This window comes from Enterobacter sp. JH25 (assembly GCF_021725435.1).
GTDB classification, from domain to species: domain Bacteria; phylum Pseudomonadota; class Gammaproteobacteria; order Enterobacterales; family Enterobacteriaceae; genus Enterobacter; species Enterobacter intestinihominis.
This window is the reverse complement of sequence record NZ_CP091320.1, coordinates 137,479-161,851: the sequence shown is the minus strand read 5'-3', so window position 1 is coordinate 161,851 and position 24,373 is coordinate 137,479. Positions and strand designations below refer to the sequence as shown.

Here is a 24,373-nt window from a genome sequence, read left to right as displayed (position 1 = left end):
GATACTGATATGAGCAACATTACCATTTATCACAACCCGGCCTGCGGCACGTCACGCAATACCCTTGAAATGATCCGCAACAGCGGTACAGAGCCGACCGTTATTCATTATCTTGAAACCCCACCATCACGAGCTGAGCTGGTAAAACTCATTGCGGATATGGGGATCACGGTACGAGCGCTGCTGCGTAAGAATGTCGAACCTTTTGAAGCGTTAGGGCTGGCGGAAGACCGCTTTACTGACGAGCAGTTAATCGATTTTATGTTGCAGCACCCTGTTCTGATCAATCGCCCTATCGTGGTAACGCCGCTGGGTACCCGGCTATGCCGCCCTTCTGAAGTCGTGCTGGATATTCTTCCCGATGCGCAGAAAAGCGCGTTCACGAAAGAGGACGGTGAGAAGGTAGTTGATGAAAAAGGTAACCGGCTGAACTAAACGTGTTCTTGTGACGAAGGGCGAGAGAACTCGCCCTTTTTTATTTAAGATAATCAGTGCTAACGGAGGATAAGAAGCGGTTGTTGCGTCTTTTGCAGCATTTCGGAGGTATGACTACCGATAAAGAACTGCCGCAACCTGGAATGACCGTAGGCCCCCATCACTATCAGATCGACAGCATTTTCCTCGGCGTAACGAATAAGCGCGTCCCCGACTGATTGCCCGGTAAGATGTGTTGTGCTGTTTTCTATATCCGCGTCACGTAAAATTTGCTGTGCGGTCAGCAGCTCTTCCTTCTTACCGTTTACCATGACAAGGTGGCACTCCAGCCCCCTGAGTAAGGGACTCATCGTCAGACGTTCCAGGTTACTCCTGCTTTCTTCACTGCCATCATAAGCCAGCATGACTCTGGAAGGCACTGAGTAGTTCTCCGGAACAACCAGTAGGGGTTTCTTTTGCAGACGAATAACGCTTTCCAGATGAGAGCCTACCGGATGCTGGCTACCCCGACGCCCCAGCACCATGAGACGAAGGTCGCTCAGCTCTGCCAGAACTTCATCCGGTGTACCGTGTTTTTGCATCAAAAGCACATCCGGGCTTCCCTGTTTTTGAAGCAGTTCAGCACAACTTTCCAGTATTGCTTTCCCCTGGGCCATCAGCAGGCGATTACGTTGCCCTTCAATTTCTACCAGCTCATCGGTCAGCAATTGCTGACTGTCTATGCCGAGAGTGCCGGTCAGGTCTGACACTACCGGGGTGCTGTCTTTTTCGATAACGTGCAACAGTGCTAGCTGTGATTGCAAAGTGCGGGCTGCCCACGCCGCATATTCACACACTGACCGCGTTGAAAGTGAACCGTCCACACAGGCTGTAACAGTATTATTCATAGTTTTCCCTCCAGTCTGTTAATGACCGCCCATCAGTTTTTCGACTTCTTCAGGTTTATCGTGAACACCAAACCGGTCAACGATGGTGCGGGTGGCTTCATTCATCCCACGTATTTCAACCCCGGCGCCCTCTCTACGGAACTTAATGACCACCTTATCCAGGGCGCTGACGGACGTGATGTCCCAGAAATGGGCATGTGAAACGTCTATCACCACATTCTCAATCGCTTCACGGAAATCAAAGTGGCTCGTAAAGCGGTCTGCTGATGCAAAGAATACCTGGCCGGTGACGGTATACGTCCGGCTCGTCCCCTCCAGAACTGAGGTTACACGCATGAACCGGGATACTTTAGTGGCAAAATTGAGCGAAGCAATCAGTACACCGGTCAGCACACCGAAGGCCAGATTATGTGTTGCCACCACAACCGCGACGGTGGCAAGCATGACCACGCTGGTTGAAAGGGGGTGTGTCCGCAGGTTGGCAATGGAGCGCCAGGAGAATGTCCCGATGGAAACCATAATCATCACCGCGACCAGCGCTGCCATCGGAATTTGGGAGACCCAGTTGCGCAGGAACACAATCAGGCAAAGCAGCACCACGCCCGCCGTGAGGGTTGAAAGTCGTCCGCGTCCACCGGATTTTACGTTGATAACAGATTGCCCAATCATCGCGCAGCCTGCCATTCCTCCGATAAAGGATGTGCAGATGTTCGCGATGCCCTGAGCTTTGCACTCCCTGTTTTTGTCGCTTGGCGTGTCGGTCATGTCATCCACGATAGTGGCGGTCATCATCGACTCAAGCAGGCCAACCACCGCAAGCCCCGCAGAATATGGCAGGATGATGAGCAGCGTCTGAAGATTTAAAGGCACGTCCGGGAGCAGGAAGACCGGCAGACTGTCGGGAAGTTTCCCCATATCCCCGACGGTTCGCACATCCAGATGCAGCCACATGGCAATCCCAGTCAGCACCACGATGCACACAAGCGGTGAAGGAATGGTTTTGTTGATATAAGGGAAGAGATAGATGATCCCCAGCCCTGCCGCAGTCATGGCATAAACATGCCATGTCACATTGGTCAGCTCAGGCAACTGGGCCATAAAAATCAGTATTGCCAGTGCATTAACAAACCCCGTGACCACTGAGCGTGAAACAAAACGCATCAGCCCGCCAAGCTTCAGATATCCGGCTATCAGCTGGAATACCCCGGTCAGTATGGAGGCAGCCAGTAAATACTGTAAGCCATGATCTTTCACCAGCGTCACCATCAGGAGAGCCATTGCACCGGTGGAGGACGAAATCATCGCCGGACGTCCGCCAAAGAAGGCCATAACGAGAGGAATACAGAACGCCGAGTAGAGGCCCACCTGGGGATCAACACCGGCGATAATGGAAAAGGCGATCGCTTCTGGAATGAGTGCGAGCGCGACAACAATACCGGCCAGAACGTCACCACGGACGTTACCCAGCCAGTCCTTACGCGTCGAGGACAGCAACATAGTAATTTCTCAGTTTTTAGATACAGTCAGCCCTGGAGGGCTACATTTTTACGTACGGTAAAGCACATCCGCAGACGGGATGTTATTGAGTGCGTGCTGAGGCTTGCTCAGTACGACAGAGGAAGGAAAAACTCAGGGTGGCGTAATACGCATAGCGGTTGTCAGATTCTCCATAGCGGATGTGTATATATTGTCGGCTCTGTTGTCAGGAAGAACTTACAGAACACGTCGCGTTTGAACATGAAACACTTCAAAGCAGCCCAATACTACAAATAAAGCGAATACGGGGTCAACCCAACAAGGTACTCAAACGAAGAGGTTAAGATGCGATTTTTATCCAGGAATTCAATATTATCAAAGGACATTTGAACTTTGCCCCACCCCGGACATCTCTACTTAGCTTTGACATAAGTTATTGATTCATATGTGGTTATTTTTTAACATTTACGTTTCACGTACTGATAGATTGCCTTTGAAGCCAACGCTGACCGTCATTCATCTTGATCAGGAATTTGGGCATCTTCTAAAAACACCTTTGTACGGTAATCATCTTTCCAGCCTAACCAAACTGAATCTTCACCACCGGAAGAAACAACTTTACGGTTTCCTGTGAGATTATCAGCCTGTTCTAAGCATATTGACTGCATATCAATGAGCAAATCAGCTTCTGCGACTTCCGTGCCGCCGATCGTTTCATAGCCGGAAATCAGAACAATTGCCTCAGGGTCTCTTTCGTTCAGCATGGCGATCAACTCTTTCACTTTCATTTTAAGATACCAGTAGTTTATTTGTGTGCATTGCTGATGGATTTTATAGTGCTGCCGACCTTTTTCAAGGTGCTTCCGTTGCTTCCAACGATCATGCTAACGACCTTGTTGTCTGACCTGGTATTGCCGTGGTCATCCTTTTAGAGAAATGCTCCAAAGATCAACATGGCGGCATAGGTTTTCCAGCTTGACCAATCAATCGTGGAACCAAGCAACAGATAGAATGCCAGGGCTACCAGCCCCAGCTTTACTACTAGCGCGATTATTATGGTGAAGATAGACTCATCGCGTTCGCCTTTAAGTATTTTATACCGCGTAATTAAACTGTCGTTTTTCATGTAGCATCCGTTATAGTTATTAAAGTCCTGCATTAGAAGTTGTTATTTGCCGAAGTTACCTTGTATGAGTTAACTGTGGATCCAAAAATACAAAATATAAGCTGTGCCAATTGAAAGGATTAGAAAAGCACAGTTACTAATAAAATCTACTAATGCTTGTAGCTTCTTTATTCTCACAATTGCTGGACCGTGTTCAGTAGAGGTACTACTCAGCCCTTTTGTTCTGGCACTCTCTGCTTTTCTGAAAAAATTGTAATGCAATCCTGACCGCAAGCAAAACCATGCCAAACCAGTCGTTATTACGATATTTATGTAGAAAGCATATTGAATCATTTGTTCAGTTTCGAAGCTTTCCATTGAAAACCCTTTGTTGAAATGTTGAATAAAATTATTTTTAGTAAATGTAAGCAATAAATAGAACGAATATTAATAGTGAAAGATGCAATGCCAACATCTGCTTATGATGCCTTATGAGGATTTCTTCCTTCGCATTCATTAAATCGTACATCTCATCAATATTTTTATTGCTGGTATATTCGAGACGTTCATCACGAAGTAATTTGAACTTTACCAATACGACAAGTGATTTAATAATAAAGCTCGTAAGCATAACAGTTATAGACAAAAATAAAAAATAGGCCAAATTCATATATCACTCCATGGAGATTAATAGAAAAATTTATAATAAGTAATCTCATAGAGCATTACTTGAATCTTCTTCCCATACTAAGGACTCACCGAGAAACTTAGTTAAAGATGATTTGGCATACTGTGGTTCGGAAAAAAAACGTGGGAACCAGCCGTCAAAGCTTTGGGTACCATTGTGACGATTTTCAGGCGAGACTGATAAGCGGTACCCGTCTTCGTAAGGTGAAATGCTAAATGTGTATCCATCATCTGTCTTTGAGATCAGCGTTTTGCATGTCATATGACTGTTTGCTCACAAAGTTACTTTTCTAAGATATCGAAAAGTGTGGATTAGATCATCATTCAGATAGTCTTTTCATCACAAACTTTCCTGCCCACATTATCACAATTATAAAGGTAATAAAACCGATCTGCTCCCAACGTAAATTGGTTTGCTGTTCGGAATCATCCAAATGAATTGCATAAATGTAACATCCGAAGGTAAGCGTGAGTGGAACAACAAGCATCCCTACCTTTTTAGTAATATTTCCAATAAACCACCAATAAAGAACCCAGGAAATAATAGAAGAATAAAAAATTGCTTCTGAAACTATCATATGTAACCTCTTGAATTAGTCGATGCTGTGGGTAAATAAACCCGGACCGTCAAATGATGCAATTGCAAAATATTTAGTAACCATGAATCCTTCGGTTATCTATTTCAGCCATGTATGCAGTAGGCTTTTTTAAGAGATAGATTGGTGAAACGACATTCGTTTTGACTTTATAAGCCAGAATGAAAACACCTGCGGAGCTTGCCATAAGTACCGCAAGAAGAATAGATACCGTTAACTCCTTTGGTGTTTGTATCACCGAAAGAAGAAACAATGCGCTTATGGCTGCAAAAATCCAGCAATATAATGATGCATCCATAAAACCAGCTACAACACTCGATCCAAAAAAAAACCAAAATAAACTTATTAAGATTACTGAGTTTTCATTCATGTCTGTTCCTTGTTATTACTAATTATATTATGCTTTATAGTTGACCGTCAGACTACCCACGGGTTTTGACGAACAAAGTCACGCACTCCATTTATACATGCTTTTGAGATGACTTCAAAATAAGGATGGTTTGATGGAATCATATTCCCGGTATTATCAAGAAGCATAATAGTCCCTAAAGACCGAACCAGTTGATATTCATTGAGCTTACGCTTTAGCAAAGTTTGCAATCTATAAATTGTCTCACCGGAACTGTTACCTTCGATACCTACAACAGAGACCGTACAGTTCACTTCCTGATTATCAGATTGATAATCGAACCAGTAATTTTCGTTGCAATTTCCTTTTTGCGCATGCTCAATTTTGCCAGGCCATTTTACCCATAAAGAAGAGTTGTTTTTAGATCGTAAGATCTGCTTCAGCGTTTCCAATGGATTTTTTTCATCAACCTCAGACCAGGCCGAAATAAATTCTTTCTGCATTGCCTTAGGGTCTATAACGGCAATGAAATCAAATTCCTCTTTATTGATAGAGTTGGCTCGATCTTTGAGATAAAACAGACCGAGTTTATATCCCTTTTCACTTTTCCAGTTTGCTCCCACAGGCTGATAGTCTGTATTTATAAACGGTTTGAAAGTGTGAGTGTCGGGAGAAAAAATTACTGAGGGTGCCAGCACCCGGCCTCGGTATCGTATTGGATTTACAAATATTTTTTCCCCGTCACATAACATTTCAATAATTGCTTTTGTCACAACTACTGAAATAGAAGGTCTACATGTATTTTGATTTATTTCCCCGAGGTGCGCCAAACTTCCATCCTCACTCTTCAACACCTTTGTAAGGCAAGTCGGGCAATACTGTTGATCTCTATAATAAACAGGCATGGTTAGACGACCGGAATCGTTTAGTACCAACTGAAGTAACGGATGAGGCTCTTTCATCATGGTTATTTCTTCCCTTTCACCTTTCTGGGCTTTTCGTTTGCCTGTCTCCACTGCCATGGTGGGACAGGGTTGGTGTCTGCCCATAACCCTTTTGCCTCCTTTTGTGCTGCGGATTCATATTTGATATAGCCAGGGACAATGGCGTTATCTTCGAACCGATAAACCCACGCATATCCACTGTCCACCATAGAGGCATTGATATCATATCCATCTAACCAGATGGTACCTAACATACGGCCATAGATATCCGTACCATGGTCTATCACGGTAACGATTTTAGTTGCTATAGCTGTGGTTAAGGCCTGTTTTGCTTTTTGGCCAAAAGCCTGTTTAGATTCAGGAGCGTCTATACCATACATCCGTATTTTGATGGTTGTGTTTTGAGCATCCAACGCAGTTATGGTGTCACCGTCAACAATCTTAACCACCTTTGCCTCAAAAGTTGTTGAGTTCCCCCAGGACGCCACTGGGAATACAACAATCATGATGGGCAAAAGTAACTTTGTTAAAAAAAACATCATTTCACCTTGATTTGTTGAGTACAGACATGTATCCACAAGCCTATTTACAGGCAGTATTTTAACAAGTCATTATTTCATGGGCGGGCTTAAAACCAATCTTTTTGCAACTTAAAGGCAGAATAATCACAATAAATTTAGAACCTGAACCAAAAAATAATCCAAATTAAGCGTGTTAATCTATCTCAAAGATATTATTCCTGAGAGAGTTTGGATGAAACGTTACACTCATGATCTTGAGACAGACCTGAATGATGTGGATAAAACACCATCTCTGATCCACAAAACTTTGTTAACAGCTTCGACCATTTATGACCTGAAATATCTGGCTCAGGTATTAAATGATGAAAATGGCAGTAATTGGTCCCGTGCATCCCTTAAACGTCAGGTTACATGCATACCTGAGCATTGTGAGCTGAGTATCGCAGATGGACGCTATCTACAGACTTTAATACCTTCACGACCTGCTGATTATGAGGACAGGCACTTTAGCTTTATCGATCTGTTTGCAGGGATAGGTGGACTGCGAAGCGGATTTGATGCCATCGGTGGTAAATGTCTTTTCACGAGCGAATGGAATACTTATTCCAGCCGTACTTACCGGGCGAACTGGTATTGCGATGAGAACGAGCACCGCTTCAATTCAGACATCCGTGACATCACTCTTAGCAACCGGCCCGAGGTTACTGATGACGAGGCATACAAATTTATCGATGCCTCTATCCCGGATCATGATGTTCTTCTTGCGGGATTTCCATGCCAGCCATTCAGCATCGCCGGTGTCAGTAAAAAGAACTCTATGGGTCGCAAACACGGTTTCGAGTGCGACACTCAGGGTACGCTCTTCTTTGATGTGGCCAGGATCATCCGGGCAAAACAACCTGCAATTTTTGTTCTGGAAAACGTAAAAAATCTGAAGAGTCACGATAAGGGTAATACCTTTAACATCATCATGAAAACGCTCGATGAGCTTGGCTACGACGTCGCAAACAGCGAAAGCACGGGCGCGGATGATCCTAAAGTCATCGATGGCCGTCATTTCCGACCCCAGCACCGTGAACGTATCGTCCTTATTGGTTTTCGCCGCGACCTACGTCTGAAAGACGGTTTTACTCTGAGAGACATTAAAGACTTTTATCCGGACAAGCGCCCTTCTCTCTCAGATTTACTGGATCCGAGCGTAGATAGTAAATACATCCTCTCCCCTAAACTCTGGGAGTACTTATACAACTATGCAAAGAAACATGCGGCAAAAGGCAATGGTTTTGGTTTTGGACTAGTAGATCCTTCCAATGTTAATAGTGTCACCAGAACCCTCTCAAGCCGCTATATGAAAGACGGATCTGAAATTCTTATTGATCGGGGCTGGTCTCATGAACTGGGAGAAACTGATTTCCATAACACATACAACATGGACCGTCGGCCACGCATGCTAACGCCACGTGAATGCAGCAGGCTAATGGGCTTCGATAAACCCGGGGAAAGTGTTTTCCGTATCCCTGTGTCCAATACACAGGCTTACAGACAGTTTGGGAACTCCGTGGTCGTTGATGTCTTTGCGGCCGTCGCCAAACTGCTGAAGTCACGAATTGAATTTGCAGCCTCCCAGCGCTTGCGGCAGTTTTACGACGAAGTCAGCTGACCTGAGCTCCTTCATCAATTTAAATGCTTAAGATTGTTGTAATAATGTCAGAGGTCAACCATGACGTATTTCGAATCAGCTGAAGGTGAGACGGTATCTAAAGAACGAGCATTACAAGAACTGTCCAGGCATTGCGTTCCCGAAACAGATTTCGAAGAATTCTTTAGCGACATGGGCGTAAAGGAACAGTATGACGCTCAGGAAGTGTTGCTCTGGTTGGGATATTAAACTTCCTGTTTAGGAGACTACTATGAGCCAAAAATTCGCAGTGATGATTGCTTACGACGACGATCCAAACGTCAAAAGGTATTCACCTGACTTTCAAACGCAGGATGAGTTTGCTAAAGGGTGGCAGTCGGCTCTTAAAAAGGCACACCACACCTCAGGTCAAAAATCAGTCATCACCTGCGGATGTCGTGGAAAAGGAGAAAAGCGACTTTATGTTCGTGCTTTACCGAACGGTGATGCCTTTATTCTCGTCAAAGCCGCTAACACGGGCATTGAGCATGATCCTTCCTGTGTATTCTTCTCCCTTGATGCCCGGCATACCGGCCTGAAAGGATATGCGAGTGGTGTGGTCCGGATTACAACCGAAGGTGATATGGCTGTAAGGCTCGGTATCGGTATGACAGAGAAAGATCCTCCTGAAAAATCAGAAGTGCCTCCCCTGCCCCATGTTCAGCGACCAGAAGGAGGTCAGGCCTCAATGACCCTCCTGGGCTTGCTTAGTCTTTTGTGGACAGAGTCTGGTCTGAATGTCTGGTACCCGAAAATGGCAGGGAAACGTAACGATTCACTGGTACGGTATCGTCTGCTTGAAACCGCTAAACAAATTCGTACCGGCAGAGCCTGCATAGGTGACCATTTATTCATTGGTGTACCTGACCCGAAACAACCTGTCGCTCAGTCGCAAATTCAGCGTCTTTCATCACAGGCGATGAGTGATAAACGTCTCATGCTCCTGTCAGTTTTACCTCGCTACGATGCTGAAAAGCATGAGAAGCCACTTAAATTTTTACCCCTGCGGAATTTTGGGGGGCTACCGCTGATTTTTTTCAATTCAGAAGTCCATTGGGATAGCGTAAAGAAACGATTTTCATCGGAGTACGCAGCATGGAAATCCGGGGCGAAAATAGTTGTCTTTGCGTTGACGTCACCAGCTGCGGTAACCGGCAGAGGCCCTTCTGTAAGAGCTCATCAAATTGTGCTGATGCACGTTAGCGAGAACTGGATACCTCTGGACTCCTCCTATGAGGCGGTTGTTGCAGAAAAGCTGGATGCAGAGCACCGGCAGTACGTTAAGCCCATGCGTTATGATGCGAGTATTAGTGAGGTGTTCCCTGACTTCTACCTGCTCGACACAAAAAGCGATAAGCCGTTCCCGATGGAAGTATTTGGTATGGCCACTCCTGCTTATCTGGCCCGAAAGCAACTCAAAAAAGATTATTACAACCGTGAATATGGGCCTTATGGATGGTGGCACTGGGATGCGACCACAGCATCTGAAACTATGGTGCTGCCTCATTTTCCAGAATCACGCAAACCTCTTTCAACTGACACACCTGCTTAAAATGGAGAAAAAATGTCCTACATGCTTTCGCTAAGCGAACAGACAAAACTGAACGCTTTCCTGTCAGGGATCCTAGATGATTACAAGACTGGGGTTATCACTCAGATACAAGCTGTTGGTAGAATCGGTAACGTGTTTTCTGCTCTGGAAAGTGGAGACTCAAAAAAGGTAGTGCATTTGTTGACTGAAGGACGAAAACTCCTGCGGACGGGCTGAATGTCCGCAGAAGTTCTTATGTGCCAGGGGATGCAGAGAAGTGTATCAACCTGGCTTCATTTATCATGATGTTTTTCTGCTACGCGGCTGTTTTGACTTTCCAGTACCTCCCCCTGCCATTGCACCAGTTAATGTATCAATGGTGCCTTTCAGGGATTCTGAGATTGTTTTCTCCGCCTCCAGGGTAGCTTCCAGCTTCATTACTTTGGCCTGGAGCGTTTTGAGTTCATTGCTTTGTTCAGCCACTTCCGCTTCATAGCCCTGGCTGACCAAAGTTACTTTATTCAGGTCGGCGCTCAGCGACTCGTTTAGTTTATGGAGTTCAGTAAGCTCGGCATTCACCGCCACCAGGTCACCCTCTTTCCCGGACAGTGCACTTTTCAGCTCAGTACAAAGGTTCTGTGCAGCAATCAATTCCTGTTCAAACCTGTCCCTCTCTGCCTTTGTATCTGACACAGTCTGACTTAACTGGTCGCATTGTCTGGAAAGACCGGCGTTATCAGAACGCTGCGTGTTGATCTCTTCGTTCAGCTTTTTTTGATATTCAAGGTGACCAGCGATCTCTGTTTTACGTTCAGCCAGTTGCTGGGAGAGTGAGTCATTTGACTGCTGTGCGAGGCTCAATTCATGCCGTGTGCTATCTAACTGGTGATGGCAGGTTTCGAGTTCTGCTTCGGCAACATTCAGCCTTGTTTCTAACTCCTTGACGGTACTGTCCCGGATCTCTAATCGACCCTGTAGTGCCTGATTCTCAAGTTTCAGCTCATCCATATCGGTAGCGCTTTGCTCAAGCCGCTGTAACAGCTGCGTTACCTCCTCCTCCAGCTGCATGCTACGTGCTTCAGCTTTTTTAACACTATCATTCTGTATTGCGGTATAGCTTCTACGGTAGTGCCAGGTGATGTACGAGATAATATCGCCGAGTGCAACCTTTACCTCATCGGGTATATCCAGGTAACGGGCCTCTTCAGGAACCTCTTTAACATACTTCTGGTACTCCGCGAACATCTCCTGTGACCTTGCAAACGAGCCGCCAACAGCGTTTCTGAGCCAGTGAACTTTGAAGCTCAGATCGATATTTTCCGGGTTAATTTCTTTCTCTTTGCACAGACGTTCGATTGCATTGAAGTAATCGATCATCGCGATAGATGAGTACCTTGAACGACCCATTTCCTTTGATTTTTCAGTGGATTCGCTGCGGATGTCATTCTGCACCTCTGGCGGGGTAGCATCGTTCAGGCTTTTTTCTTTATCATTTTCAATCATCATTTTTTTCCTGCGGCCGGAAGCTGGTTTGCAAAATATATGCTGATAAGATCGTTCAGAGCATTCAGAAGCGAGATACTGTCGATGCAAATATGAACGTTTCCATTCTCAAACAGGCGACACCGCCAGCCATTCTCATCACTGAACTCGCCTGTGAATTCTGTATTTCTCATGGCCGTCAGCCTGTCGACCATACTCAGCCCACCGCCGGTTGCAGGTGTTGGAGTATCAGAACAGATGCATACAATATTCTCAAAGTCGCGTAAACAAAAGTGATTGTCCTGCGAGAAACCGTTGTACCTCAGCACGTTCACACCAGGAAAAATCCCCCGAAGAACAAGCTTTTTTGGCATTGTATATTGCCTGGCATTGCTTTTGAAACTTCGGTCAAGCTTGTTGAGAACATCAACGAAACCTTCTGCAAGGGTGTCTCGTCTGTTAGCCAGTGCATGCTGTAATGTTCCCTTAACAATCTCCAGGGAAGCGACGGGCGGATCCGTACGAAGGGATTCGTTAAAGGCTTCTTTTTGCTTATGGTTCCAGTACCGGTCCATACCTGTTTCTTCAAAGAGCCTTTTCCACGTTTTACGGTCAATTTCCTTACGCCCCTCCTCGATGGTGCGATCCAGTGACGACGGAAGACCAAATGCGTTGGGCTGCATAATTCTGCTGGTGAAGAGAGAGAGACCGCACAGTTCCGACGCTTCCGAGATTAACCGCATCCCTTCTTCGAATTTCTGCATGGCCATATCCCGGGCGCTGATGAGCTGCCCTGTCCGGCTCGCCGGTACTGGCTCAGAACCCTGGTTTTGAGTCATTTTACACTCCATTTTGGTATGTCAGAACATTTTGATTTGAGCAAAGGTAGGTGTACACAGACATTAAAGTTGTCTCCTTTAACATGAAAAAGACTTTAAAGTTGTCTACTTCTTCAGATAGACCTACTTAACAGGATACTAAGTAGGTCATCTCCTTTCTCGCGTAGCATCTCTCGACGTTCACAGCAGAGGACACGTTTCAAAATGTCATCCAAAATTTTTTTCCATTATCTGACGTTGGGTGATTTTGATGGTCAGCGAGTAGAGGCTTTAACAATGTGGGTTGCCCTGAGCAAAGTAAGGGAAGTAGATGTACCAGAAATGTACGCGTTGCCTTGCATGAAGGGGGGCATCTTAAAGCTCATTGATTAAACAAACTCACTATGCCGCTACAAACAGCCCAAAACCGTCACTTGATAACGTGTTATTTAGATAAATTAATGCTCAGGGCTTTTAGCCAAACTGTCACTTGATGTAAGAATCCAGAACCTTCAGCACAACGTCCAGGTCTTCTTCTCGTTTCTGTTCTTCACTTTCATGAACAATATGTTCAGTCAAATGTCCTTTAATCACTTCACGCAATAAACCATTCACGGCACCACGTATGGCGGCTATTTGTTGCAGTACAGCGGCACATTCGTGAGGTTCATCAAGCATTTTTTTCAGCGCAGCAACCTGCCCCTGGATCTTGCTTGTACGTGCTTTCAGTTTTTGTTTATCGCGGATGGTATGTGACATGTGGGCTCTCACTCTCCTGGATATTTTATGTAACTATACCAGCGTTATTCTACTGGGGGGTAGTATATTTTACTGGGGGGGAGTAGAATCCGGCCTACACTTAATAACCAAGAATGATTCTCATGAACGAATTTACGACACTTCTTCAGCAAGGCAACGCATGGTTTTTCATCCCCAGCGCCATTCTGCTTGGCGCGCTTCATGGACTGGAGCCCGGGCACTCCAAAACAATGATGGCAGCATTCATCATTGCTATAAAAGGCACCGTACGTCAGGCCGTGATGCTGGGTGTCGCGGCAACATTGTCGCACACTGCAGTCGTATGGCTGATTGCTTTTGGAGGGATGTATATCAGTAATAAATTTACCGCAGAATCAGCCGAACCCTGGCTACAGATGGTCTCTTCAGTGATCATCCTTGGTACGGCTTTTTGGATGTTCTGGCGAACCTGGAGCGGTGAGAAAAACTGGCTGGAGGGAATGCAGGAGAATGAACATCATCACCATGACGAAACAAGGTTGATCGATACTGACCATGGAAAAGTTGAACTGTCCATTTTTGAAGAAGGACAACTTCCCCACTGGCGGCTACGCACTCTTAGTGGCCAAAGATGGGCTTCTGAAGATATCTCATTAACCACACTTCGGGAAAACAGTACGATCTCTCAGACTTTTGAATTTGTTGATCATGGTGATTATCTGGAGTCAACATCTCCCATCCCTGAGCCTCACAGTTTCAACGTACGTCTGTCTCTGGGACATCGTGGTCATGTCCATGACTATGATGTGGCGTTCGCTGAACACGACCATGACCATGACCACTCTGAGCTTGATGGGCTGGATGTGAATTCGAAAGAGTATCAGGACGCTCACGAACTGGCTCATGCCAATGACATAAAACGCCGCTTCGACGGGAAAGAAGTAACCAACGGGCAAATCCTGATATTTGGACTGACAGGAGGGCTTATCCCTTGCCCGGCAGCTATAACTGTATTGTTGATCTGCCTTCAGCTTAAAGCGCTTACGCTGGGTGCCACACTGGTTGTTTGTTTCAGTATCGGCCTGGCATTGACCCTCGTAACGGTTGGAGTGGGTGCGGCGATCAGCGTTCGTCAGGTCGCCAAACGCTGGAGTGGCTTCAATACCATCGCCAGAAGAGCCCCCTATATTTCAAGCGCCCTGATTGCTGCTGTTGGGATTTACATGGGTATACATGGCTGGAATGGGCTGGTGCATTAACACCGGTACTGATGACACACACTCTGGGTACTTACAAAGTACATCCTAAGCGCCACCGTTGAGGTTATGAGCAGAAAAACCCGGAATATAAAGCTGCTCTTTCCGGGACTTGTTGCTGAGGCAGGGATTAAGTAACTGATTAAATCCATTCCCATAAGACTCAATGATAAATGAAAGAATAAAAAAAACGCTCCCGGACGGGAGCGTAAGCCAGTGACTTCGGCGTCAAATGAGGGTCTAACAAGTGGAGCTGCGGGTTAATTCTGGGTGATCTGGCTGCGATGCTTTTCAGCCTGCTGCTGATGAATAACGGAAGACTGACCATTATTCGCCTTCTCGTGCACAACAGCGGCTTTTTCATGCTCGTTCATTTCTGAAAATGACGTTGCTGATTCGTTGGTGGCCCCTGGTTTGCCTTTCATCATTTTTTTATGCATCTCCGCCATGTCCTGGTGGGCAGAAGCGTTGCCGTTTTGCATCATTTCATGGGACATTGCAGCCTGATCGTGTCCGCTCATATCCATCATTGTCATACTGTCTCCCTGAACAGCGCTTTTTTCAGAGGTTGACTGCATCTGATGGGCGGGTGCCTGGGCATTATTTACCTGGTCATGCATGTTCATTGTCTCTGCAGCCATGGCGGATGAAGCGACAGCCATAATGGCAACAAATGATACAAGGATCTTTTTCATGGTTGGGTCTCCGGTGTTTTCATACCCAAACAATCAACGGCTTATAACAGAGAAAGCATTTGATCTCAGGGCGGGTTATTCATCACTCCAGGAACCAGGCGATTGCGTTATCACTCTGCTCCTGATTTATGTATGATTATAAAAAACCGCCTCTGTTTATCGCGTGACTGAATGATGACAATTTTGTCACCTTCCAGGTTTCTCCTGAAGAACGGGATTAATCCATTAACAGGCGCACACTGAACACAATTTCCCGCCCCTGCTGTTCTGCTGACAGCTCGCCGCCATGAGCATGAATGATCGACCTTGTAATTGATAATCCCAGCCCCGCGCCTTCCGTGTTGTGGACCCTTGATGAATCAGCTCGATAGAACCGATCAAACAAACGTTCCAGATTAGCGGGAACCTGGCCGGACATCGTATTCGTAATCATCACGTTCACACAGTCACTGTCACGCTCAAGGTGTATCGCTGTACAGGTGTTATCGGGAGAATACTTGATTGCATTGGAAAGCAGGTTACTGAAAGCACGTCGCAGCATATCGCTGTCTCCGGCAACAACGCCCTCTCCTTCAACGGTGATTGTCTTTCCTGTTTCGTCTGCCAGAGGCTCGAACAGCTCACGTAATTCATTCAGTTCGGCGGCCAGATCCACATCATGTTTATCCAGCTGCAGCAGACCATGCTCTGAACGTGCCAGAAAAAGCATATCACTGGTCATTCGTGACAACCTTTTCAGTTCTTCCAGGTAAGCGAATAAGATTTCGCGGTAATGCGAAACATCCCTTTCCTTAGCCAGTGCAAACTGCGTCTGCATCATCAGATTACTGACCGCTGTGCGCAGCTCATGCGCGATGTCAGACGAGAAATCTGACAGTTTCCGGAATGACCCCTCCAGGCGATCGAACATGTTATTGAACTCCTGCATGGTCTCAGAAATTTCCGGCGGAGCCAAATCGGGATTAAGACGCTGATCCAGGCTGTGTACGGTCATGGAGGAAGCCAGACTGGTCATTTCCCGTAGCGGTTTCAGACCAATACGTGTGGTCAGCCAGCCCAGAAAAACAGAAATAAAGACCAGACCGATATTGAACCAGAACAGCCAGGTACTGAGCTTATCCATAAACAGGGTGTGATACCCAGTATCCGTGGCAACCGTAATGATGACATGTTTGCTTTTACCCTGTTCCGGCGTCACGGCAACCCGCCGCGAGATACTGCGGTACACGGTGTTATTTTCTTCCGTCTGGATCATATAGTCGAGAATATCACCCGACTTATTAAGCAGGACCGCTGGAACAACAGAATTTTTGGCATAGAGTTCAACAATTTTTTCATTTTCCATGTTTTTTATAGAAATGAATAAACCATTGTGCCCTACCATCGCATCGTTTATTTTTTCTGATAATGACTTAATATCCGTTTTGTTCCGGAACGTCTCTGTTTTAAGAAACTCTTCGGTGAGCTGAAGTTTACCTGTCAGAAAATCGCGGTCCTGATTATCGAAATAGCCATTAAGGGTGCTAATCAGGATAAAACTTGATAACCACCATACCGTAAGCATCACCGCGGCTTTGTTGAATAAATCGAACTTTTGCTGAGTTGAAGGATCAGATCACGCATCTTCCCGACAACGCAGACCGTTCCGTGGCAAAGCAAAAGTTCAAAATCACCAACTGGCCCACCTACAATAAAGCCCTCATCAACCGTGGCTCCATAACTTTCTGGCTGGATGATGAAGCTATTCAGGCCTGGTATGAGTCGGCAGCGCCTTCTTCACGAGGCAGACCTCAGCGCTATTCTGACCTTGCCATCACGACTGTGCTGGTCATTAAACGCGTATTCAGGCTGACCCTGCGCGCTGCGCAGGGCTTTATTGATTCCATTTTTTCTCTGATGAACGTTCCGCTACGCTGCCCGGATTACAGCTGTGTCAGCAGGCGGGCAAAGTCGGTTAATGTCAGTTTCAAAACGCCCACCCGGGGTGAAATCGCACACCTGGTAATTGATTCCACCGGGCTGAAGGTCTTCGGTGAAGGCGAGTGGAAAGTCAAAAAGCATGGCCAGGAACGCCGCCGTATCTGGCGTAAGCTGCATCTCGCCGTTGACAGTAAAACACATGAAATCATCTGCGCTGACCTGTCGCTGAACAACGTTACGGACTCAGAGGCCTTCCCCGGGTTAATCCGGCAAACCCACCGGAAAATCAGGTCAGCCGCCGCCGATGGCGCTTACGATACCCGGCTATGTCACGATGAACTGCGGCATAAGAAAATCAGCGCGCTTATCCCTCCCCGAAAAGGTGCGGGTTACTGGCCCGGTGAATATGCAGACCGTAACCGTGCAGTGGCTAATCAGCGAATGACCGGGAGTAATGCGCGGTGGAAATGGACAACAGATTACAACCGTCGCTCGATAGCGGAAACGGCGATGTACCGGGTAAAACAGCTGTTCGGGGGTTCACTGACGCTGCGTGACTACGATGGTCAGGTTGCGGAGGCTATGGCCCTGGTACGAGCGCTGAACAAAATGACGAAAGCAGGTATGCCTGAAAGCGTGCGTATTGCCTGAAAACACAACCCGCTACGGGGGAGACTTACCCGAAATCTGATTTATTCAACAAAGCCTCGTTAAGGTTAACCTAAGATTTCAGAATGATAATCTCTGCTTTGCAGCGAATAAGGCAATCATAATATTAGATTGAATTGTTGTAATTATCATCAATGTTTTTACTGGTTTACTATTTTCCGGAGGTGTTAATGCCTGTACTTTTCAGGGTGAAAGTTATTCCGCTGGTTTTACTTCTGGCAATGATCTTTGCGTTTTTACTTAACTGGCCAATATTGCTGCATTTTTACGAGATTTTGTCGCATTTAGAGCATGTCAAAATTGGTTTTGTCATTTCTATTCCCTTTGTTCTGGTTGCGGCGCTTAACGTTGTTTTTATGCCTTTCTCAGTTCGTTTTCTGCTGAAACCTTTCTTTGCTTTACTGTTTATCACTGGCTCACTGGTCAGTTATTCGACACTAAAATATAAAGTAATGTTTGATCAAACGATGATTCAAAACATTATTGAAACTAACCCCCAGGAAGCGCATTCCTATCTTAATGGCTCAATTATTATATGGTTCGTCTTTACCGGTATCCTTCCTGCCATCCTCCTTTTTTCAATAAAAATTCAATATCCTGAAAAATGGTATAAAGGCATTGCTTACCGTTTGCTCTCCGTGCTGGCATCGTTGAGTTTGATTGCAGGTGTTGCCGCACTTTATTATCAGGATTATGCCTCTGTCGGCCGCAATAACTCGACATTGAATAAAGAGATCATCCCGGCGAACTACGCTTACAGCACTTTCCAGTATGTTAAGGATACGTACTTTACGACTAAAGTGCCTTTCCAGACGCTGGGGAATGATGCTAAACGCGTCGTCGCTCACGAAAAACCCACGCTGATGTTCCTGGTGATTGGCGAAACGGCACGCAGCCAGAATTTCTCGATGAACGGTTATTCGCGTGATACCAATGCCTTTACCAGCAAATCCGGCGGCGTTATTTCGTTTAAAAATATGCATTCCTGCGGTACCGCTACCGCAATATCCGTTCCGTGCATGTTCTCGAATATGAATCGCACCGAGTACGACAGTAAAAAAGCATCTAACAGTGAAAATTTCCTCGACATCGTGCAGAAAACCGGTGTCTCGCTGTTATGGAAAGAGAACGATGGCGGTTGTAAAGGCGTATGTAGCCGCATCCCGACTGTCGAAATTAAGCCTAGTGATAACCCGAAACTGTGCGATGGCAAAACGTGCCATGACGAGGTGATGCTGGAAAACCTTGATGATGAAATCGCCAAAATGCCAGGTGATAAGCTTGTCGCCTTCCATATCATTGGCAGCCATGGACCGACTTATTACCTGCGTTATCCGGCTGAGCATCGCCACTTCATGCCCGAATGTGCACGTAGCGATATCGAAAACTGTACTCAGGAACAATTGGTCAACACCTACGACAACACCCTTCGTTATACAGACTATGTATTAGCTGAGATGATTGAAAAGCTAAAAAATTACAGCGATCAGTACAACACCGTGCTGCTTTATGTGTCCGATCATGGTGAATCATTGGGCGAAAGCGGGCTATATCTGCACGGCACGCCGTACAAACTGGCACCGGATCAGCAGACGCATATTCCGATGCAGGTCTGGATGTCACCGGGCTTTATCGCCGGGAAACACATCAACATGTCTTGCCTTGAAAATAATGCGGCGAAAAAATCATATTCCCACGACAACCTGTTCTCATCGATTTTGGGGCTGTGGGACGTAAGCACCAGCGTCTATAATCCTGACCGCGATTTGTTCCGCGAATGCCGTGGCTGGTAATGACTCCAACTTATTGATAGTGTTTTATGTTCAGATAATGCCCGATGACTTTGTCATGCAGCTCCACCGATTTTGAGAACGACAGCGACTTCCGTCCCAGCCGTGCCAGGTGCTGCCTCAGATTCAGGTTATGCCGCTCAATTCGCTGCGTATATCGCTTGCTGATTACGTGCAGCTTTCCCTTCAGGCGGGATTCATACAGCGGCCAGCCATCCGTCATCCATATCACCACGTCAAAGGGTGACAGCAGGCTCATAAGACGCCCCAGCGTCGCCATAGTGCGTTCACCGAATACGTGCGCAACAACCGTCTTCCGGAGCCTGTCATACGCGTAAAACAGCCAGCGCTGGCGCGATTTAGCCCCGACGTATCCCCACTGTTCGTCCATTTCCGCGCAGACGATGACGTCACTGCCCGGCTGTATGCGCGAGGTTACCGACTGCGGCCTGAGTTTTTTAAATGGCGGAAAATCGTGTTGAGGCCAACGCCCATAATGCGGGCGGTTGCCCGGCATCCAACGCCATTCATGGCCATATCAATGATTTTCTGGTGCGTACCGGGTTGAGAAGCGGTGTAAGTGAACTGCAGTTGCCATGTTTTACGGCAGTGAGAGCAGAGATAGCGCTGATGTCCGGCAGTGCTTTTGCCGTTACGCACCACCCCGTCAGTAGCTGAACAGGAGGGACAGCTGATAGAAACAGAAGCCACTGGAGCACCTCAAAAACACCATCATACACTAAATCAGTAAGTTGGCAGCATCACCCAGGCGGCATATCTGGGTGTCTTACGATGTTGTGAGGCTGGCCTAATAGTTCTTCCTCAGTGAAACCACTGATTTTAATGAAGTCAGGATTAACGTACGTGATATGGCTTTGAGGGGAGGTAGTCGAAAGAATATTGGCATCTTTTGGGAGTTCTAAGTTTCGACCCGTCACTGGTAAATTCTGGCGCATAAGAACCTCAAGGGTTGGCTGTTTTATTTTATTGTTTTCGGCATTAAGCCCAATTTCTTGAGCGTTACGATAAAGCTAGCATGGAAACGATAGGTGCAAGCAAGTTAAGGGTTGCATCGCGCATGTCAATCTAGGCTATACCCTAACTTGATGTCAGGCAGGGCCGCGCCGCTTCGTCAGAATAGAGTCTGCTTTCCCATTTTTTGACACATGCCCGCGAAGGTTATAGATTTCAGCCTGACAGAAATGGGCTTTGAGGCACAACGGAACAGAAAGTGCACTTAAGCCGCCTTCAACCAAGGAGACATCGTGCAGGGGCACCGCATCGGCTACGTCCGGGTCAGCAGCTTTGACCAGAACCCGGAACGCCAGCTGGAACAAACCCAGGTGAGCAAGGTGTTCACCGACAAGGCATCGGGCAAGGACACCCAGCGCCCCCAGCTCGAAGCGCTGCTGAGCTTCGTCCGCGAAGGCGATACAGTGGTGGTGCACAGCATGGATCGGCTGGCCCGCAACCTCGATGACCTGCGTCGCTTGGTACAGAAGCTGACTCAGCGCGGCGTGCGCATCGAGTTCCTGAAGGAGGGCCTGGTGTTCACTGGCGAGGACTCGCCGATGGCCAACCTGATGCTGTCGGTGATGGGGGCCTTCGCTGAGTTCGAGCGCGCCCTGATCCGCGAGCGGCAGCGTGAGGGCATCGCCTTGGCCAAGCAGCGTGGCGCGTACCGGGGCCGCAAGAAAGCCCTGTCCGATGAGCAGGCTGCTACCCTGCGGCAGCGAGCGACGGCCGGCGAGCCCAAGGCGCAGCTTGCCCGCGAGTTCAACATCAGCCGGGAAACCCTCTACCAGTACCTCCGCACGGACGACTGACACATGCCGCGTCGCTTGATCCTCTCGGCCACGGAGCGGGACACCCTGCTTGCGCTGCCGGAAAGCCAGGATGACCTGATCCGCTACTACACCTTCAACGACTCCGACCTGTCGCTGATCCGCCAGCGACGCGGCGACGCCAACCGCCTCGGCTTCGCCGTGCAGCTCTGCCTGCTGCGCTACCCCGGTTACGCGCTGGGAACCGACAGCGAGCTGCCCGAGCCGGTCATCCTGTGGGTGGCGAAGCAAGTCCAGGCCGAGCCGGCGAGCTGGGCAAAGTACGGCGAGCGCGACGTGACCCGTCGCGAGCATGCCCAGGAACTGCGCACCTACCTGCAACTGGCCCCGTTCGGCCTGTCCGACTTCCGCGCCCTGGTGCGCGAGCTAACCGAGCTGGCCCAGCAGACCGACAAAGGCTTGCTGCTGGCCGGTCAGGCCCTGGAGAGCCTACGGCAGAAACGACGCATCCTGCCGGCGCTGAGCGTGATTGACCGGGCCTGCTCGGAAGCCATTGCGCGAGCCAATCGGCGGGTCTACCGCGCCCTGGTCGAACCACTCACGGACTCGCATCGGGCCAAGCTGGACGAGCTGTTGAAGCTCAAGGCCGGCAGCAGCATCACCTGGTTGACCTGGCTGCGCCAGGCACCGCTGAAACCCAACTCTCGGCACATGCTGGAACACATCGAGCGGCTGAAGACATTTCAGTTGGTGGACTTGCCCGAAGGCCTGGGCCGGCACATCCACCAGAACCGCCTGCTCAAGCTGGCCCGCGAGGGTGGGCAGATGACGCCCAAAGACCTCGGTAAGTTCGAGCCGCAGCGCCGCTACGCGACCCTGGCCGCCGTGGTGCTGGAGAGCACCGCGACCGTGATCGATGAGCTGGTCGATCTGCATGACCGCATCCTGGTCAAGCTGTTCAGCGGCGCGAAGCACAAGCATCAGCAGCAGTTCCAGAAGCAGGGCAAGGCGATCAACGACAAGGTGCGCCTGTACTCCAGGATCGGCCAGGCGCTGCTGGAAGCGAAGGAAAGCGGCAGCGACCCCTATGCCGCCATCGAGGCGGTGATTCCCTGGGACGAGTTCACCGAGAGCGTCAGCGAGGCCGAGCTGCTGGCCCGGCCGGAAGGCTTCGACCACCTGCACCTGGTCGGCGAGAACTTCGCCACCCTGCGCCGTTACACGCCGGCCTTGCTGGAGGTGCTGGAACTGCGCGCCGCGCCGGCCGCGCAAGGCGTGCTGGCAGCCGTGCAGACCCTGCGTGAGATGAACGCCGACAACCTGCGCAAGGTGCCGGCCGATGCACCCACGGCCTTCATCAAGCCGCGCTGGAAGCCGCTGGTGATCACCCCGGAAGGCCTCGACCGGAAATTCTACGAAATCTGCGCCCTGTCCGAGCTGAAGAACGCCCTGCGCTCCGGCGACATCTGGGTCAAGGGCTCGCGGCAGTTCCGCGACTTCGACGACTACCTGCTGCCGGCCGAGAAGTTCGCCGCACTCAAGCGCGAGCAGGCCCTGCCCCTGGCGATCAACCCGAACAGCGACCAGTACCTGGAAGAGCGTTTGCAGCTGCTGGACGAGCAGTTGGCCACCGTCACCCGCCTGGCCAAGGACAACGAGCTGCCCGATGCCATCCTCACCGAGTCAGGGCTGAAAATCACCCCGCTGGATGCGGCGGTGCCGGATCGGGCGCAGGCGCTGATCGACCAAACCAGCCAGTTACTGCCGCGCATCAAGATCACCGAACTGCTGATGGACGTGGACGACTGGACGGGCTTCAGCCGCCACTTCACCCACTTGAAGGACGGGGCCGAGGCCAAAGACAGGACGTTGCTGCTGTCCGCAATCCTCGGTGATGCGATCAACCTCGGGCTGACCAAGATGGCCGAGTCGAGCCCCGGCCTGACCTACGCCAAGCTGTCCTGGCTGCAAGCCTGGCACATCCGCGACGAAACCTATTCGGCGGCCTTGGCCGAGCTGGTCAACCACCAGTATCGCCACGCCTTTGCCGCCCACTGGGGCGACGGCACGACCTCATCCTCCGATGGCCAGCGCTTCCGCGCGGGTGGCCGGGGCGAGAGCACCGGGCACGTCAACCCGAAGTACGGTAGCGAGCCGGGACGGCTGTTCTATACCCATATCTCCGACCAGTACGCGCCGTTCAGCACCCGCGTGGTGAATGTCGGCGTCCGCGATTCCACCTATGTGCTCGACGGCCTGCTGTACCACGAGTCCGACCTGCGGATCGAGGAGCACTACACCGACACGGCCGGCTTCACCGATCACGTCTTTGCCCTGATGCACCTGCTAGGCTTCCGCTTCGCGCCGCGCATCCGCGACCTCGGCGAAACCAAGCTGTACGTGCCGCAGGGCGTGCAAGCCTACCCGACGTTGCGCCCGCTGATCGGCGGCACCCTGAACATCAAGCACGTGCGTGCCCACTGGGACGACATCCTGCGCCTGGCCAGCTCGATCAAGCAGGGCACCGTCACCGCCTCGCTGATGCTGCGCAAGCTCGGCAGCTACCCGCGCCAGAACGGACTGGCCGTGGCCCTGCGCGAGCTGGGCCGGATCGAGCGCACGCTGTTCATCCTGGACTGGCTGCAAAGTGTTGAACTGCGCCGCCGCGTGCATGCCGGCCTGAACAAAGGTGAGGCGCGCAACTCGCTGGCCAGGGCGGTGTTCTTCAACCGCCTTGGGGAAATCAGGGATCGGAGCTTCGAGCAGCAGCGCTACCGGGCCAGCGGCCTCAACCTGGTGACGGCGGCTATCGTGCTGTGGAACACGGTGTACCTGGAACGCGCCACCCAGGGGTTGGTCGAGGCCGGCAAGCCGGTGGACGGCGAGCTGCTGCAATTCCTGTCGCCGCTGGGCTGGGAGCACATCAACCTAACCGGCGATTACGTCTGGCGGCAGAGCCGCAGACTGGAAGACGGGAAGTTTCGGCCCTTACGGATGCCCGGAAAACCTTAG

At 49.2% G+C, this 24,373-nt stretch carries 23 protein-coding genes and 1 pseudogene; 9 read left to right on the top strand and 15 right to left on the bottom strand.

All coding sequences use genetic code 11. The annotated features are described in order from the left end of the window. Positions 1–9: 9 nt before the first annotated feature. Positions 10–435 (top strand): glutaredoxin-dependent arsenate reductase, encoded by a 426-nt coding sequence (gene arsC, locus L2Y28_RS23420; protein ID WP_000065802.1) that lies wholly within the window; start codon positions 10–12, stop codon positions 433–435. Between the two features lie 59 nt (positions 436–494). Here the strand turns inward: arsC and L2Y28_RS23415 are convergent, their stop codons facing one another. The 8 genes from L2Y28_RS23415 to L2Y28_RS23380 all read right to left on the bottom strand — a co-directional run bounded on the left by L2Y28_RS23415 (position 495) and on the right by L2Y28_RS23380 (position 7,018). Then, complete coding sequence (locus L2Y28_RS23415; RefSeq protein ID WP_001066652.1) at positions 495–1,322, bottom strand: universal stress protein; 828 nt, start codon at positions 1,320–1,322, stop codon at positions 495–497. Positions 1,323–1,340: 18 nt separating this feature from the next. Further along, positions 1,341–2,819, bottom strand: a complete 1,479-nt coding sequence (locus tag L2Y28_RS23410) for a SulP family inorganic anion transporter (protein WP_000927306.1) — start codon at positions 2,817–2,819, stop codon at positions 1,341–1,343. Positions 2,820–3,310: 491 nt separating this feature from the next. Then, on the bottom strand, positions 3,311–3,586 hold the full coding sequence (locus L2Y28_RS23405) for a hypothetical protein (RefSeq protein WP_000864986.1): 276 nt from the start codon (positions 3,584–3,586) through the stop codon (positions 3,311–3,313). 140 nt (positions 3,587–3,726) lie between these two features. Further along, the gene (locus tag L2Y28_RS23400; protein WP_001371914.1) at positions 3,727–3,924 is read right to left on the bottom strand and encodes a hypothetical protein; all 198 of its coding nucleotides are present in this window, start codon (positions 3,922–3,924) and stop codon (positions 3,727–3,729) included. A 986-nt stretch (positions 3,925–4,910) separates the two neighbouring features. Then, positions 4,911–5,168 (bottom strand): hypothetical protein, encoded by a 258-nt coding sequence (locus tag L2Y28_RS23395; RefSeq protein ID WP_000637193.1) that lies wholly within the window; start codon positions 5,166–5,168, stop codon positions 4,911–4,913. A gap of 73 nt (positions 5,169–5,241) precedes the next feature. Continuing rightward, on the bottom strand, positions 5,242–5,556 hold the full coding sequence (locus L2Y28_RS23390; RefSeq protein ID WP_001005009.1) for a hypothetical protein: 315 nt from the start codon (positions 5,554–5,556) through the stop codon (positions 5,242–5,244). A 47-nt stretch (positions 5,557–5,603) separates the two neighbouring features. Beyond that, entirely contained in the window at positions 5,604–6,500 is an 897-nt protein-coding gene (locus L2Y28_RS23385; RefSeq protein WP_000975181.1) for a hypothetical protein, read from the bottom strand. 2 nt (positions 6,501–6,502) lie between these two features. After that, positions 6,503–7,018, bottom strand: a complete 516-nt coding sequence (locus L2Y28_RS23380) for a thermonuclease family protein (RefSeq protein WP_031942328.1) — start codon at positions 7,016–7,018, stop codon at positions 6,503–6,505. A gap of 214 nt (positions 7,019–7,232) precedes the next feature. On the opposite strand from L2Y28_RS23380, the gene L2Y28_RS23375 reads away from it, so the two are divergent. The 3 genes from L2Y28_RS23375 to L2Y28_RS23365 are packed head-to-tail and all read left to right on the top strand — an operon-like array spanning position 7,233 to position 10,230. After that, complete coding sequence (locus L2Y28_RS23375; protein WP_000833382.1) at positions 7,233–8,660, top strand: DNA cytosine methyltransferase; 1,428 nt, start codon at positions 7,233–7,235, stop codon at positions 8,658–8,660. 60 nt (positions 8,661–8,720) lie between these two features. Beyond that, on the top strand, positions 8,721–8,888 hold the full coding sequence (locus L2Y28_RS23370) for a hypothetical protein (RefSeq protein WP_000220758.1): 168 nt from the start codon (positions 8,721–8,723) through the stop codon (positions 8,886–8,888). 22 nt (positions 8,889–8,910) lie between these two features. Next, the gene (locus tag L2Y28_RS23365; protein WP_000078514.1) at positions 8,911–10,230 is read left to right on the top strand and encodes a DUF1173 family protein; all 1,320 of its coding nucleotides are present in this window, start codon (positions 8,911–8,913) and stop codon (positions 10,228–10,230) included. A 279-nt stretch (positions 10,231–10,509) separates the two neighbouring features. On the opposite strand, the gene L2Y28_RS23360 is transcribed toward L2Y28_RS23365, so the two are convergent. The 3 genes from L2Y28_RS23360 to rcnR form a co-directional block, all read right to left on the bottom strand. Then, the gene (locus L2Y28_RS23360; RefSeq protein ID WP_001572381.1) at positions 10,510–11,715 is read right to left on the bottom strand and encodes a hypothetical protein; all 1,206 of its coding nucleotides are present in this window, start codon (positions 11,713–11,715) and stop codon (positions 10,510–10,512) included. Further along, on the bottom strand, positions 11,712–12,530 hold the full coding sequence (locus L2Y28_RS23355; RefSeq protein ID WP_044704764.1) for a DUF4942 domain-containing protein: 819 nt from the start codon (positions 12,528–12,530) through the stop codon (positions 11,712–11,714). Before L2Y28_RS23355 ends, L2Y28_RS23360 begins: the two co-directional genes overlap by 4 nt. A 465-nt stretch (positions 12,531–12,995) precedes the next feature. Further along, entirely contained in the window at positions 12,996–13,268 is a 273-nt protein-coding gene (gene rcnR / locus L2Y28_RS23350) for a Ni(II)/Co(II)-binding transcriptional repressor RcnR (RefSeq protein WP_000019951.1), read from the bottom strand. Positions 13,269–13,390: 122 nt separating this feature from the next. Here rcnR and L2Y28_RS23345 point away from each other — a divergent pair, with 122 nt between their 5' ends. Further along, a complete protein-coding gene (locus L2Y28_RS23345; protein WP_236919601.1) occupies positions 13,391–14,506 on the top strand; it encodes a nickel/cobalt efflux protein RcnA in 1,116 nt (371 codons plus the stop codon). Positions 14,507–14,763: 257 nt separating this feature from the next. Here L2Y28_RS23345 and L2Y28_RS23340 read toward each other — a convergent pair whose 3' ends face one another. After that, the gene (locus L2Y28_RS23340) at positions 14,764–15,198 is read right to left on the bottom strand and encodes a hypothetical protein (RefSeq protein WP_000723070.1); all 435 of its coding nucleotides are present in this window, start codon (positions 15,196–15,198) and stop codon (positions 14,764–14,766) included. Between the two features lie 217 nt (positions 15,199–15,415). Continuing rightward, complete coding sequence (gene pcoS, locus L2Y28_RS23335) at positions 15,416–16,762, bottom strand: copper resistance membrane spanning protein PcoS (RefSeq protein ID WP_004248839.1); 1,347 nt, start codon at positions 16,760–16,762, stop codon at positions 15,416–15,418. 38 nt (positions 16,763–16,800) lie between these two features. Between pcoS and L2Y28_RS23330 the strand changes: the two genes are divergently transcribed. Further along, positions 16,801–17,769: an IS5-like element IS903B family transposase gene (locus L2Y28_RS23330; protein WP_072196614.1), complete on the top strand. Its 969-nt coding sequence runs from the start codon at positions 16,801–16,803 to the stop codon at positions 17,767–17,769. Positions 17,770–17,957: 188 nt separating this feature from the next. Further along, complete coding sequence (locus L2Y28_RS23325) at positions 17,958–19,580, top strand: phosphoethanolamine--lipid A transferase MCR-9.2 (RefSeq protein ID WP_044704969.1); 1,623 nt, start codon at positions 17,958–17,960, stop codon at positions 19,578–19,580. A 10-nt stretch (positions 19,581–19,590) separates the two neighbouring features. Here L2Y28_RS23325 and L2Y28_RS23320 read toward each other — a convergent pair. Both L2Y28_RS23320 and L2Y28_RS23315 read right to left on the bottom strand, forming a co-directional pair. After that, positions 19,591–20,288 (bottom strand): IS1-like element IS1B family transposase gene (locus L2Y28_RS23320; RefSeq protein WP_095033700.1). Its coding sequence is split into 2 segments (ribosomal slippage): positions 19,591–20,039 and positions 20,039–20,288, totalling 699 coding nucleotides; the frame shifts between segments, so codons are not numbered across the junction. A 56-nt stretch (positions 20,289–20,344) separates the two neighbouring features. Then, a pseudogene (locus L2Y28_RS23315) lies at positions 20,345–20,533 on the bottom strand (PAS domain S-box protein); the annotation flags it as partial. Positions 20,534–20,842: 309 nt separating this feature from the next. Here L2Y28_RS23315 and L2Y28_RS23310 point away from each other — a divergent pair. Next, positions 20,843–21,403 (top strand): recombinase family protein, encoded by a 561-nt coding sequence (locus L2Y28_RS23310; RefSeq protein ID WP_001161490.1) that lies wholly within the window; start codon positions 20,843–20,845, stop codon positions 21,401–21,403. A gap of 3 nt (positions 21,404–21,406) precedes the next feature. Beyond that, entirely contained in the window at positions 21,407–24,373 is a 2,967-nt protein-coding gene (locus L2Y28_RS23305) for a Tn3-like element TnAs1 family transposase (RefSeq protein WP_001138014.1), read from the top strand.

Bases quoted from the DNA above. Each gene is read 5' to 3' on its own strand.
- arsC (WP_000065802.1), top strand. From the start codon at position 10: ATGAGCAACATTACCATTTATCACAACCCGGCCTGCGGCACGTCACGC.
- L2Y28_RS23415 (WP_001066652.1), bottom strand. From the start codon at position 1,322: ATGAATAATACTGTTACAGCCTGTGTGGACGGTTCACTTTCAACGCGG.
- L2Y28_RS23410 (WP_000927306.1), bottom strand. From the start codon at position 2,819: ATGTTGCTGTCCTCGACGCGTAAGGACTGGCTGGGTAACGTCCGTGGT.
- L2Y28_RS23405 (WP_000864986.1), bottom strand. From the start codon at position 3,586: ATGAAAGTGAAAGAGTTGATCGCCATGCTGAACGAAAGAGACCCTGAG.
- L2Y28_RS23400 (WP_001371914.1), bottom strand. From the start codon at position 3,924: ATGAAAAACGACAGTTTAATTACGCGGTATAAAATACTTAAAGGCGAA.
- L2Y28_RS23395 (WP_000637193.1), bottom strand. From the start codon at position 5,168: ATGATAGTTTCAGAAGCAATTTTTTATTCTTCTATTATTTCCTGGGTT.
- L2Y28_RS23390 (WP_001005009.1), bottom strand. From the start codon at position 5,556: ATGAATGAAAACTCAGTAATCTTAATAAGTTTATTTTGGTTTTTTTTT.
- L2Y28_RS23385 (WP_000975181.1), bottom strand. From the start codon at position 6,500: ATGATGAAAGAGCCTCATCCGTTACTTCAGTTGGTACTAAACGATTCC.
- L2Y28_RS23380 (WP_031942328.1), bottom strand. From the start codon at position 7,018: ATGTTTTTTTTAACAAAGTTACTTTTGCCCATCATGATTGTTGTATTC.
- L2Y28_RS23375 (WP_000833382.1), top strand. From the start codon at position 7,233: ATGAAACGTTACACTCATGATCTTGAGACAGACCTGAATGATGTGGAT.
- L2Y28_RS23370 (WP_000220758.1), top strand. From the start codon at position 8,721: ATGACGTATTTCGAATCAGCTGAAGGTGAGACGGTATCTAAAGAACGA.
- L2Y28_RS23365 (WP_000078514.1), top strand. From the start codon at position 8,911: ATGAGCCAAAAATTCGCAGTGATGATTGCTTACGACGACGATCCAAAC.
- L2Y28_RS23360 (WP_001572381.1), bottom strand. From the start codon at position 11,715: ATGATGATTGAAAATGATAAAGAAAAAAGCCTGAACGATGCTACCCCG.
- L2Y28_RS23355 (WP_044704764.1), bottom strand. From the start codon at position 12,530: ATGACTCAAAACCAGGGTTCTGAGCCAGTACCGGCGAGCCGGACAGGG.
- rcnR (WP_000019951.1), bottom strand. From the start codon at position 13,268: ATGTCACATACCATCCGCGATAAACAAAAACTGAAAGCACGTACAAGC.
- L2Y28_RS23345 (WP_236919601.1), top strand. From the start codon at position 13,391: ATGAACGAATTTACGACACTTCTTCAGCAAGGCAACGCATGGTTTTTC.
- L2Y28_RS23340 (WP_000723070.1), bottom strand. From the start codon at position 15,198: ATGAAAAAGATCCTTGTATCATTTGTTGCCATTATGGCTGTCGCTTCA.
- pcoS (WP_004248839.1), bottom strand. From the start codon at position 16,762: ATGCTTACGGTATGGTGGTTATCAAGTTTTATCCTGATTAGCACCCTT.
- L2Y28_RS23325 (WP_044704969.1), top strand. From the start codon at position 17,958: ATGCCTGTACTTTTCAGGGTGAAAGTTATTCCGCTGGTTTTACTTCTG.
- L2Y28_RS23305 (WP_001138014.1), top strand. From the start codon at position 21,407: ATGCCGCGTCGCTTGATCCTCTCGGCCACGGAGCGGGACACCCTGCTT.